The 13676-nt window shown below is 76.7% G+C and carries 2 protein-coding genes; both read left to right on the forward strand.

Annotation, left to right across the window (positions count from 1 at the left end; all coding sequences use genetic code 11):
• Positions 1-3962: SDR family NAD(P)-dependent oxidoreductase (locus ACFHW0_RS31210; protein WP_416613217.1), on the forward strand; the 3962-nt coding region annotated here is incomplete at its 5' end.
• Positions 3963-4008: 46 nt separating this feature from the next.
• A partial coding sequence (locus ACFHW0_RS31215; RefSeq protein WP_416613218.1) for a type I polyketide synthase occupies positions 4009-13676 on the forward strand: 9668 nt, incomplete at its 3' end.

Genomic DNA, 13676 nt, shown 5'->3' on the forward strand with positions numbered 1-13676 from the left:
GGGGTGACGACGACGCGACGCGGCTGCTGACGAACCTCGCCACCGCCCACGCCATCGGCCTGCCCGTCGACCTGACCGCCGTCCTGGTTCGGACCGGCACCGTCGCGCTGCCCACGTACGCCTTCGACCGGGGACGCTTCTGGCTGGAGGCTCCCGCGCACCGGGTACGCGACGTCGGCTCCGCCGGTCTCCAGGACACCGGTCACCCGCTGCTCAGCGCGGCCGTGCCCGTCGCCGACGACCAGACGGTGGTGCTGACCGGGCGGCTGTCGGTGCGTACCCACCCGTGGCTGGCCGACCACGCCGTCGGCGGGACCGTGATCGTCCCGGGCACCGGTGTGGTCGACATGGTGGTCCGGGCCGGCGACGAGGTCGACGCCGGACAGGTGGGCGACCTGACGCTGATCAACCCGCTGGTGCTCCCGCCGGCCGGCGCGGTGCAGGTGCAGGTGCGGGTGGGCCCGCCCGGCGACACCGGCGAGCGGAGCGTCACGGTGCACTCCCGCCCCGAGGCGGACGCCGACGCCGAGTGGACCCGGCACGCCGAGGGCCTGCTGCTGCCGCACCCGCCCGCCCCGACGGTCGTACCGGGGCAGTGGCCGCCGGCCGACGCCGTCGAGGTCGACGCCGACCTGGACGCCTGGTACGCCGAGATGGCCGAGGGCGGCCTCGGCTACGGCCCCGCCTTCCGCGGCCTGCGCCGGGTGTGGCGCGGCGACGACGAGGTCTACGCCGAGGTGGCCCTCCCCGAGGAGGCGGCCGCCGACGCGTCCCGGTTCGGGCTGCACCCGGCCCTGTTCGACGCGGCCCTCCAGGCCAGCGGGATCACCGCCCTGCTCGGCGACCCGGCGGACGCCTCCGGGACGGGCTGGATGCCGTTCGCCTTCCGCGCGGTCGCCCTGCACGCCCACGGCGCCACCCGGCTGCGGGTGCGGCTGCGGTCGCTCGGCCCGGACACGGTCGCGGTCACGCTCGCCGACACCGCCGGCCAGCCGGTCGCCACCGTCGAGTCGCTGACCTTCCGCCCGGTCGCCGCGGGCCGGGCCGACGAGGCCGCCGCCCTGAGCCGCACTTCGGTGTTCCACCTGGACTGGACGCCGCTGCCGCGCACCGACGCGCCGGCGGGGGAGCCGGTCCGCTGGGCGCTGCTCGGCGACGACACCCTCGACCTGGCCAGGGCGCTCACCGCCGCCGGGCACCCGGTGCGGGCCCACGCCGACCTGGCGACGCTGGTCGCGGTGGTCGAGGCGTCCGGGGACGTACCCGATGTGGTGCTGGACCTGCGCTTCGGCGCGGAGCCGGACCCGGAGCGGGCCGGCGAGGCAGCGCACGAGGCGGCCCGCGACGCGCTCGCGCTGGTGCAGCAGTGGTTGGGCGAGCCCCGGCTGGAGAGGGCCCGGCTGGTCCTGCACACCCGGGGCGCGGTCGGCGCCGCCCCGGGCGAGGCCCCGCACGACCTGGCCCGGGCGAGCCTGTGGGGCCTGGTGCGCTCGGCGCAGTCCGAGCACCCCGGCCGGTTCACGCTGCTCGACACCGACGACGCCGCCGCCTCCCTGGCGGCGGTCCCGGCGGCCGTCGCCTCCGGCGAGCCGCAGCTCGCGGTCCGCGACGGCGCGCCGCTGGTGCCCCGGCTGGCCCGGGCGCGCGACGCCGGGGTGCTGCCGCTGCCCGCCGACGAGGTGCCGTGGCGCCTCGACGTCACCGAGAAGGGCACGCTGGAGAACCTGGCCCTGCTGCCCGCCCCCGGAGCGGCCGGAGAACTGCCGGCGGGCCACGTCCTGGTCGGGATGCGCGCCTCCGGGCTGAACTTCCGGGACGTGGTGCTGGCTCTCGGCATGGTGCCCGACCAGGAGGTGCTGGGCAACGAGGGCTCCGGCGTGGTGCTCGGCGTGGGGCCGGGGGTCACCGACCTCGCCCCCGGCGACCGGGTGATGGGCATCTTCTCCGGCTCGTTCTCCTCGGCCGCGGTCACCGACCGCCGGCTGCTCACCCGCATCCCCGACGGCTGGTCGTACACCGACGCCGCCGCCGTGCCCGTGGTCTTCCTGACCGCCTGGTACGGCCTGGTCGAGCTGGCCCGGCTGCGCGCCGGGGAGTCCGTGCTCGTCCACGCGGCCGCCGGCGGCGTCGGCATGGCCGCCGTGCAGATCGCCCGCCACCTCGGCGCGGAGGTCTACGGCACGGCCAGCCCCGGCAAGTGGCCGGCGCTGCGCGCCACCGGCTTCGACGACGCGCACCTCGCCTCCTCCCGCAGCCTCGACTTCGCCGGGGAGTTCGCCCACCGCACCGGCGGGCGGGGCGTCGACGTGGTGCTCAACGCGCTCAGCGGCGAGTACGTCGACGCGTCGCTGCGGCTGCTCGCCGACGGCGGCCGGTTCGTCGAGATGGGCAAGACCGACAAGCGGGACCCGGCGCGGGTCGCCGCCGCGCACCCCGGCGTGAGCTACCAGGTCTTCGACCTCATCGAGGCCGGCCCGGAGAAGATCGGCGCGATGCTGGGTGAACTGATGGCCCTCTTCGCCGACGGGGCGCTGCGGCCGCTGCCCCGGCGCACCTGGGACGTCCGGCGCGCCCCCGAGGCGTTCCGCTTCCTCAGCCAGGCCCGGCACGTCGGCAAGCTCGCCCTGAGCGTCCCGCAGGTGCCCCGGCTCGACGGCACGGTCCTGGTCTCCGGAGCGACCGGCACCCTCGGGGCGCTGCTCTGCCGCCACCTGGTCACCGCGCACCACGCCCGGCAGCTGCTCCTGGTCAGCCGGCGCGGCCCGGACGCCGAGGGCGCCGACGAGCTGCTCGCCGACCTCAAGGCGCTCGGCGCGGACGTGTCGATCGTCGCCGCCGACCTGGCCGACCCGGACGTCGTGGCGGACGTGCTGTCCATGGTGGACCGGCGGCACCCGCTGCGCGCGGTCGTGCACGCCGCCGGCGTCCTCGACGACGCCACCGTCGAGTCGCTCACCCCGGACCGTCTCGACGCGGTGCTGCGGCCCAAGGTCGACGTGGCCTGGAACCTGCACCGGGCGACCCTCGGCCACGAGCTGACCGCGTTCGTGCTCTTCTCCGCCGCCGCCGGCGTGTTCGGCGGCCCCGGCCAGGGCAACTACGCCGCCGGCAACGCGTTCCTCGACGCCCTCGCCGAGCACCGGCGGGCCCTCGGCCTGCCGGCGGTCGCGCTGGCCTGGGGCCGCTGGGCCCAGGCCAGCGGCATGACGGGGCACCTCGACTCGGCCGACATCCGCCGGCTCGACCGGGGCGGAATGGCCGCGCTGTCCAACGACGAGGGCCTCGCCCTGTTCGACGCGGCCTGGCGCTCCGAGCGGGCGACGCTGATGCCCGCCAAGGTCATGACCGGGGTGGCGGCGCCCGGGGCACCCGTCCACCCGCTGCTGGCGAACCTGGTCCGCGCCGCCGGCCGCCGGGCCGCGGCCGGCGAGGCCGCCGACGGGCAGGCGTACGCCGAGACGCTGCGCGGCCTGCCCGACGACAAGCGGGTACGCGCCCTGCGCGACCTGGTGCTGTCGCACGTGGCGGTCGTCCTCGGCCACGGCGACCCGGGCGGCATCGAACCGACCCGCGCGTTCCGGGAACTCGGCTTCGACTCGCTCACCGCCGTCGAGCTGCGCAACCGGCTCGGCGCGGCCACCGGGCTGCGGCTGCCGGCGACGCTGGTCTTCGACAACCCGACGCCCGAGGCGCTGGCCGCCCACCTGGCCGGGCAGTTCGCCCCGGCGGCCCCGGCGGGCGAGCCGTCGACGGCGGGCCGGGAACTCGACCGGCTGGAGGCGGCGCTCGTCGGGCTCGACCCGACCGACGACGAGTTCCGCCGCATCACCGACCGGCTGCACGGCCTGCTGGACCGGCTGGCCGAGCGGCAGGCGGACGCGGACGGCGACGACGACGACCTGGAGTCGGCCACCGCCGAGAACATCTTCGACCTGATCGACCGCGAGCTGGAGACGTCGTGACCACCAGCCGCAACGACATCGGCATGCCGAGTGAGGTAGGTCCACGGTGAGCAACGAGGACGAGAAGTACGTCGAGTACCTGAAGCGTACGACCTCGGAGCTGCGGCGTACCCGGCGGCGGCTGCGCGAGCTGGAGACCCGGGACGCCGAGCCCATCGCCATCGTGGCGATGAGCTGCCGCTACCCGGGCGGGGTCGACAGTCCCGAGGCGCTGTGGCAGCTCGTCCGCGACGGCGGGGACGGGATCGGGCCGTTCCCCGCCGACCGGGGCTGGGACCTGGACCGCCTCTTCCACCCGGACCCCGACCACCCTGGCACCAGCTACGTGACCGAGGGCGGCTTCGTCTACGCCGCCGCCGACTTCGACGCCGACCTGTTCGGCATCTCGCCGCGCGAGGCCGTCGCCATGGACCCGCAGCAGCGGCTGCTGCTGGAGACCTCCTGGGAGGCGTTCGAGCGGGCCGGGCTGCCGCTGCCGGCGGTACGGGGCAGCCGCACCGGCGTCTTCGTCGGGGCGTCCTCGCACGGCTACGACGGCATGATGGCGCAGGCCGAGAACGGCGAGGGGCACCTGCTCACCGGCAACGCCACCAGCGTCATCTCCGGGCGCGTCGCGTACACCCTCGGGTTGGAGGGGCCGGCGGTCACCGTCGACACCGCCTGCTCGTCCTCGCTGGTCGCCGTCCACCTGGCCGCCCAGGCACTGCGCAACGGCGACTGCGAGCTGGCGCTGGCCGGTGGCGTGACGGTGATGCCCACCCCGGCGGTCTTCGTCGGCTTCAGCCGGCAGCGCGGCCTCGCCGCCGACGGCCGGTGCAAGGCGTTCGCCGCCGGCGCGGACGGCACCTCCTGGTCCGAGGGCATCGGCATCCTGCTGCTCACCCGGCTCTCCGACGCGCAGCGGCACGGGTACCCGGTGCTCGCCGTGGTGCGGGGCAGCGCCGTCAACCAGGACGGCGCGTCCAACGGGCTCAGCGCCCCGCACGGTCCGTCGCAGGTCCGCGTCATCCGCCAGGCCCTGGCCAACGCCCGGCTCACGCCCGAGCAGGTGGACGTGGTCGAGGCGCACGGCACCGGCACCCGGCTCGGCGACCCGATCGAGGCGCAGGCCCTGCTCGCCACGTACGGGCAGGACCGGGGGGACTCGGCGCCGCTGCTGCTCGGGTCGGTGAAGTCGAACATCGGCCACGCCCAGGCCGCCGCCGGCGTGGCCGGCGTGATCAAGATGGTGATGGCGATGCGGCACGGCGTCGTGCCGCCCACCCTGCACGTCGACGAGCCGTCCCCGCACATCGACTGGACCGCCGGGGCGGTCACCCTCGCCACCGCCGCCACCCCGTGGCCCACGGCGGACCGGCCGCGTCGGGCCGCGGTGTCGTCGTTCGGGGTGTCCGGCACCAACGCGCACACCATCATCGAGCAGGCCCCGGCTTCTGCCGAGGCCGAAACCGAGACCGAAACCGAGCCGAGGGTCCCGGCGGCCCGCACGGTGGCGCCCGTGCTGCTCTCCGCCCGCTCCGACGCCGCGCTCGCCGCCCAGGCCGGCCGCTGGGCCGCCCGGTTCGCCGCCGACGACACCCTGCGCCCGCTCGACGTGGCCTTCTCGTCGGTCACCTCCCGCTCCACCCTGGACCGGCGCGTCGTCGTCGCGGCGACCGACCGCGACGACCTGCTCGCCGGGCTGCGCGCCCTCGCCGCCGGGGAACCGGCCGGCACCGTCGTCGCCGGCGCCGGGTCGCCGCGCGGCCAGCTCGCGGTGCTCTTCTCCGGCCAGGGCGCGCAGCGCGCCGGCATGGGCCGGGAGCTGTACGCCGAGTTCCCCGTCTTCGCCGCCGCCCTCGACGAGGCGTGCGGACACCTGGACCGGGCCCTGCCGCGCCCCCTGCGCGAGGTGCTCTTCGCCGCCGAGGGCTCGGCCGACGCCGAGCTGCTGGACCGGACGGTGTTCACGCAGGCCGGCCTGTTCGCCGTCGAGGTGGCGCTGTTCCGCCTCGTCGAGTCGTTCGGCCTCGCCCCCGACCTGGTGGCCGGCCACTCGATCGGCGAGGTCACCGCCGCGTACGTGGCCGGGGTGCTGTCGCTGGAGCACGCCTGTGCGTTGGTGGCGGCGCGGGGCCGGCTGATGCAGGCGCTGCCGGCGGGCGGCGGGATGCTGGCCGTCGCGGCGACCGAGACCGACGTGCTGGCCACGCTGGACGGTCTGGCCGACGTGGGGATCGCCGCGGTCAACGGGCCGTCGTCGGTCGTGGTCTCCGGTGCCGTCGACGCCCTCGACGAGGTGGAGCGGATCTGGCGCGACCGGGGCGTCCGCACGCGTCGGCTCACGGTCAGCCACGCGTTCCACAGCCCGCTGATGGAGCCGATGCTCGCGAGGTTCCGCGCGGTCCTCGACAGGCTGGAGTTCGCCGCGCCGTCGCTGCCGGTGGTGTCGAACGTGACCGGGGCGCTCGCCGACGCCGACGAGATCCGCACCGCCGACTACTGGGTGCGGCACGTCCGGGAGGCCGTCCGCTTCGCCGACGGGATCGCCGCGCTGCGCGCCGCCGGGGCGGACACGTTCCTGGAGGTCGGGCCGCGCAGCGTGCTGACCGCGATGGTCGGCGACGCCCTGCCGGGCACCGACGGCGTGCTCGCCGTACCGGCGCAGCGCGGGGACCGGCCCGAGGCGCACGGGCTGCTGGCCGGGCTGGCCGAGCTGCACGTGCGCGGGGTGGCCGTCGACTGGCGGCCGTGGTTCGCCGACACCGGCGCCCGGCGGGTGGACCTGCCCACGTACGCGTTCCAGCACCAGCGCTACTGGCCCGAGGTCGGCGGCACCGCCGGCGCGGCCACGCCGACCGACACCGCCGAGGGGGACTTCTGGGCGGCGGTGGAGCGCGGCGACCTGCCCGGGGTCGCCGCCCACCTGGCCGTGCAGGACGATCCCGCGGCGGTCGAGGCCCTCGCCCCGGCCGTACCGGTGCTGTCGTCGTGGCGGCGGGCCCGGCACCGCGACGCCGTGGTGGACGGCTGGTCGTACCGGGTCGACTGGGAGCCGGTCCGACCCGCCGCCGCGCCGGCGCTGACCGGCCGCTGGCTGGTCGTCACCGCCGACGCCGACGACGCCGGGGTGGCCGGGACGCTGACCGGCGCGGGCGCCCACGTCGACGCCCTCACCGTCGCCCCGGGCGTCGCCCGCGCGGAGCTGACCGGGCTGCTGCGCCACCACGGCGAGCAGGGCTGGACCGGGGTGCTCTGCGTGCTGCCCGCGCACGACCGGGCGCTGCCGGACGCCCCGGCCGTCTCCGTCGGCGCCGCGCTGCTGCTCACCCTCACGCAGGCGCTCGCCGACGCCGGCCTGCCCGGCCGGCTCTGGTGCCTCACCCGGGGCGCCGTCCGCGTCGGCGGCGGCGAGACCCTCGCCGACCCGTGGCCCGTCCTGGCCTGGGGCCTGGGCCGGGTCGTCGCCCTCGAACAGCCCGACCGCTGGGGCGGCCTGGTCGACCTGCCCGCCCGCGCCGACCGGACCGCCGCCGACGCGCTGCTCGCCGTCCTCGCCGACGCCGGCCACGACCAGGTGGCGATCCGCCCGCAGGGCGTCCTCGGCCGGCGGCTGGTGCCGGCCGCGCCGCCCGCGGGTGCGGGTTGGCGCCCCGCCGGGACGGTGCTGGTGACCGGCGGGACGGGTGCGTTGGGTCGGCACGTGGCCCGCTGGCTGTTGGCCAACGGGGCGGCCGAGGTGGTGCTCGCCTCGCGGCGCGGCCCGGCGGCGCCGGGCGCCGCGAAACTGGTCGACGAGTTGGGTGCGGTACGGGTGGTGGCGTGCGACGTCACCGACCGGGCCGCGGTCGACGCCCTCGTGGCCGGCCTGCCGGAGCTGACCGCCGTCGTGCACACCGCCGGGGTGGTCGACGACGGCGTCCTCGACGGGCTCGACCTGGGCAGGATGCAGACCGTCCTCGACGGCAAGGTCCGCGCCGCCCGGGTGCTGCACGAGGCCACCGCCGACCGGAACCTCGACGCGTTCGTCCTCTTCTCCTCCCTCGCCGGGGTCATCGGCAGCGCCGGACAGGGCAACTACGCGGCGGCCAACGCGTACCTCGACGCGTTCGCGGCCTGGCGGCGCGACCAGGGCCTGCCGGGCACCGCCATCGCCTGGGGCGCCTGGGCCGAGGACGGCATGGCCGCCGCGCTGACCGCCCGGCTCGCCCGGGGCGGGGTCAACGCGCTCCCCGTCGCCGAGGCCGTCACCGCCCTCGGCCGGCTGGTCAACACCGCCGAGCCGGCCGTCACCGTCGCCGACGTCGACTGGGGACGCCTCGCCGCCTCCTGGGGCCGGCCGACACCACTGATCGCCGCCCTGCCCGGCGTGCCCGCCGTGCCCACCGGCCCCGCCCGCGCCGTGGTGGTCGGCCGGTCCCTGCCGCAGCTCGCCGACCTCGTGCGCACCCAGGCCGCCGTGGTGCTCGGCTACCCGGCCGGCCAGCCGCTGCCCGACCGCACCTTCCGTGATCTCGGCTTCGACTCGCTCACCGCCGTCGAGCTGCGCAACCGGCTGACCGCCGAGACCGGCATGACGCTGCCCGCCACGCTGGTCTTCGACCACCCCACGGTCGCCGAACTCGCCGCGCACCTGCACGGCCTCACCGCCGGGCACACCACCGGCGAGGTGGTCGCCGACGGCACCGGCCGCGACCGCGAGCCCATCGCCATCGTCGCGATGAGCTGCCGCTTCCCCGGCGGCGTCACCTCGCCCGAGCAGCTGTGGGACCTCGTCGCCACCGGCACCGACGCGATGAGCCTGATGCCCGGCGAGCGCGGCTGGAACCTCGCCGAGCTGTACCACCCCGACCCCGAGCACCTCGGCACCAGCTACGTCCGCGAGGGCGGCTTCGTGGCCGGGGCCGGCGAGTTCGACCCGGCGTTCTTCGGCATCAGCCCCCGCGAGGCCCTCGCCATGGACCCGCAGCAGCGGCTGCTGCTGGAGGCCACCTGGGAGGCGTTCGAGCGGGCCCGCATCGACCCGACCGCCCTGCGCGGCAGCCGCACCGGCGTGTACGTCGGCACCAACGGCCAGGACTACGGCTCGCTGCTGATGGCCGCCGGGGACGTCGACGAGAACTACCTCGCCACCGGCACCTCCGCCAGCGTCATCTCCGGTCGGCTGGCGTACACCTTCGGGCTGCACGGCCCGGCGGTCACCGTCGACACCGCCTGCTCGTCGTCGCTGGTCGCGATGCACCTGGCCGCGCAGGCCCTCCAGACGGGCGAGTGCGACCTCGCCCTGGCCGGCGGCGCCACCGTGATGGCCACCCCCGGCATCTTCGTCGGCTTCTCCCGCCAGCGCGGCCTCGCCGCGGACGGCCGCTGCAAGCCGTTCGCCGGGGCCGCCGACGGCACCGGCTGGGGCGAGGGCGTCGGCCTGCTGGTGCTCCAGCGCCTCTCCGACGCGCGCCGCGACGGCAACCCGGTCCTCGCCGTGCTGCGCGGCAGCGCCGTCAACCAGGACGGCGCCTCCAACGGCCTCACCGCCCCCAACGGCCCCGCCCAGCAGCGGGTGATCCGGCAGGCCCTGGCCAACGCGGGCCTGACCGCCGACCAGGTGGACGCCGTCGAGGCGCACGGCACCGGCACCACGCTCGGCGACCCCATCGAGGCGCAGGCGCTCATCGCCACCTACGGGCAGGACCGTCCCGCCGACCGGCCGTTGTGGCTGGGGTCGGTGAAGTCGAACATCGGGCACACCCAGGCCGCCGCCGGTGTGGCCGGGGTGATGAAGATGGTCCTGGCGATGCGGCACGGGGTGCTGCCGCCCACCCTGCACGTGGACGAGCCCACCCCGCACGTCGACTGGAGCGCCGGCAGCGTCGAGCTGCTCACCTCGGCCCGGCCGTGGGAGCCGGCCGACGGCGTACGCCGCGCCGCCGTGTCCTCGTTCGGCATCAGCGGCACCAACGTGCACACCATCCTCGAACAGGCCCCCGCCGACGAACCCGGGCCCGAGCCGGCGGCTGACGGGCCGACCGGGGAGCTGCCCTGGGTGCTCTCCGGGCGCACCGTCGACGCCCTCACCGCCCGCACCCGGGACCTGCTCGACCACCTCGAGACGGTCGACGACGGCGAACTCGCCGACGTGAGCTGGTCGCTGGCCGCCACGCGCGCGTCCCACGACCACCGGGCCGTCGTCTTCGCCGCCGACCGGGACGACCTGACCGCGGCCCTCGATGCGCTCGCCGCCGGCCGCCCCACCGCGCAGACCGTCACCCGCGCCCCCGGCACGCCGGGCGAGGTCGCCTTCGTCTTCCCCGGCCAGGGCTCCCAGTGGGTCGGCATGGCGGCCGAACTCCTCGACACCGCTCCGGTCTTCGCGGAGAGGTTCGCCGCCTGCGCCGAGGCGCTGCGCCCGTACGTCGACTGGTCACCCACCGACGTGGTGCGCGGCGCGCCCGACGCCCCGTCGCTGGAGCGCGTCGACGTCGTGCAGCCCACCCTGTTCGCGGTCAGCGTCTCGCTCGCCGCGCTCTGGGAGTCGTACGGGGTGCGCCCCTCCGCCGTCGTCGGCCACTCGCAGGGCGAGATCGCCGCCGCGTACGTCGCCGGCGGCCTCACCCTGGACGACGCGGCCGCCGTGGTCGCGCTGCGCAGCCGGATCATCGCCGGCATCGCCGGGGACGGCGGCATGGTCTCGGTCGCCACCACCGCCGACGAGGCCACCGCGACGATCGCCCGCTGGGCCGGCCGGGTCGCCCTGGCCGCCGTCAACGGGCCCACCTCGGTCGTGGTCTCCGGCGACAGCGCCGCCCTCGACGAGCTGGTCGCCCACTACGAGTCCCGCGAGATGCGGGTGCGCCGCGTCCCGGTGGACTACGCCTCCCACTCCGCCCACGTCGAGCAGCTGCGCGAGCAGCTCCTGGAACTGCTCGCCGGGCTGCGGCCCCGCACCGGCGAGGTCCGGTTCCGCTCCACCGTCGAGGGGGACTGGCTCGACACCGCCGCCCTCGACGCCGACTACTGGTACCGCAACCTGCGGCAGACCGTCCGCTTCGACGAGGCGGTGCGCAGCCTCGTCGCCGCCGGCTACCAGACCTTCGTCGAGGTCAGCGCCCACCCGGTGCTGACCATGGCCGTGCAGGAGAGCGTCGAGCTGGCCGCCGCCGACCCGGAGTCGGTCACCGTCACCGGCAGCCTCCGCCGGGGCGAGGGCGGCCTCGGCCGCTTCCTGCGCGCCCTGGCCGAGGTCTGGACCGGGGGTACGCCGGTGGACTGGCGGCCCGCGTTCACCGGCCTCGCCGGACGCCGCCGCGACCTGCCCACGTACCCGTTCCAGCGGCAGCTCTACTGGCCGCAGCCGTCCGCCACGCCCGCCCCGGCCGCCGGCGTGGCCGGCCCGGTGCCCGACGACGAGGTGGACGCCCGGTTCTGGGCGGCCGTCGAGGCGGAGGACCTGACCGCGCTCACCGCCGAACTCGCCGGCGCGACCGAGTCGGAGGCCGTGCCGGACGCGGCGTTCGCCGACGTGCTGCCGGTCCTCGCCGCCTGGCGTCGCCGGCACCGCGACCAGGCCACCGTGGACTCCTGGCGGTACCGGGACAGTTGGACACCGATCGCCCCCGACGCCGCCGGCGAGCCCGCCGTCACCGGCACCTGGTGGCTGCTCACCGGCCCCGACGACACCGGCGCGGCCGAGGCCGCCTTCTGCGCGGAGGCGCTGCGGCGGCACGGCGGCACCGTCGTGCCGGTGGCGCTGGACGCCGACCGCACGGACCGCGAGGCGCTCGCCGCCCGGCTGCGCGACCTGGGCGACGGTGGCTCCCGCCCCGCCGGCATCGTGTCGCTGCTGCCGCTCGACGAGACGCCCGCCCCGGCGCACCCGTCGGTGCCGGTCGGCTTCGCCGGCACCGTGACCCTCGTGCAGGCGCTCGGCGACGCCGGCGTCCGCGCACCGCTGTGGTGCCTCACCCGGGGCGCCGTCGCCACCGGCCCGGCCGACCCGCTGCCGCACCCGCTCCAGCAGCTCACCTGGGGCTTCGGCCGGGTCGCCGCGCTGGAGCACCCGGACCGCTGGGGCGGCCTCGTGGACCTCCCCGACGAGCTCGACGACGCGGCCGGCCGCCGGCTGGTCCGCGTCCTCGCCGGCGCCGACGGGGAGGACCAGGTCGCGCTGCGGTGGGCCGGCGCGTTCGGCCGGCGGCTGCTGCACGCCCCGCTCGGCGACGCCCCCGCCCCGCGCGCCTGGCGGCCCTCCGGCACCGCCCTGGTCACCGGCGGCACCGGCGCGCTCGGCGGCCACATGGCCCGCTGGCTCGCCGCCAACGGCGCCGCGCACCTGGTGCTGGTCAGCCGGCGCGGCCGGCAGGCCGAGGGCATCGCCGACCTCGAGGCCGAGCTGGTCGCGCTGGGCGCCCGGGTCACCGTCGCCGCCTGCGACGCCGCCGACCGGTCGGCGCTCGCCGCCGTCCTCGCCGACCTGCCGCCCGAGCACCCGCTGACCACCGTCGTGCACACCGCCGCCGTCCTCGACGACTCGGTGATCAACTCGTTGACCCTGGAACAGGTCGACTACGCGCTCAGCGCGAAGGTCACCGCCGCGCTGAACCTGCACGAGCTGACCCGCGAGCTGGACCTCGACGCGTTCATCCTGTTCTCCTCGATGGCCGGCACCGTCGGCAGCTCCGGCGTGGGCAACTACGCCCCCGGCAACGCGTTCCTCAACGCCCTCGCCGAGCACCGGCGTGCCCTCGGCCTGCCCGCCACCTCCATCGGCTGGGGCGCCTGGGGAGGCGGCGGCATGGCCGACGGCGAGTTCGGCCGGATGCTGCACCGCCACGGCGCGCCCGAGATGCCGCCGCGGCTCGCCGTCGCGGCCCTGCACCAGGCCGTCGAGCACGACGAGACGTTCCTGACCATCTCGAACATCGCCTGGGACCGGTTCTTCGTCGCCTTCACCGCCACCCGGCCCGGCCCGCTGATCTCGGAGATCCCCGAGGCGCAGCGGTTGCAGGCCACCAAGGGCCTGGCCGAGACGAAGGAGACCGACGAGGCCGGCCCCACCGGCGCGTTCACCCGGATGAGCGCCGCCGAGCGCCAGCAGGCGCTGCTCGACCTGGTCCGCGACCAGGCGGCCACGGTCCTCAAGTACGCCGACGGCCAGGCCGTCGACCCGCACCACGCGTTCCGCGACCTCGGGTTCGACTCGGTGACGGCGGTGGAGCTGCGCAACCGGCTCGCCACCGCCACCTCGCTGCGGCTGCCGGTGACCCTGGTCTTCGACTACCCGTCGCCGACCGCGCTCGCCCGGCACCTGCACGAGGAACTGGGCGGGGAGGCCGCCGTGGCGGCCGAGACCGCCCCGGTGACGCTCGGCGACGACGAGCCGGTGGCCATCGTCGCCATGTCCTGCCGCTTCCCCGGCGGGGCGAACGACCCCGAGCGGTTCTGGCAGATGCTGCACGCCGGCCGCGACGCCGTGTCCGACCTACCCGGCGATCGGGGTTGGGACGTCGAGCGGCTCTACGACCCCGACCCCTATTCCACCGGCACCTCCTACGTCCGCAGCGGCGCCTTCCTTTACGAGGCGGCGGAGTTTGATGCCGGTTTCTTCGGTATTTCGCCCCGCGAGGCGTTGGCCATGGATCCGCAGCAGCGGTTGTTGCTCGAGGTTTCGTGGGAGGCGGTCGAGCGGGCAGGGGTTGAGCCTGGGGTTCTTCGGGGTTCGCGAACAGGGGTGTTCGTGGG

The organism is Micromonospora sp. LOL_025 (assembly GCF_048060285.1).
Lineage (GTDB): Bacteria > Actinomycetota > Actinomycetes > Mycobacteriales > Micromonosporaceae > Micromonospora.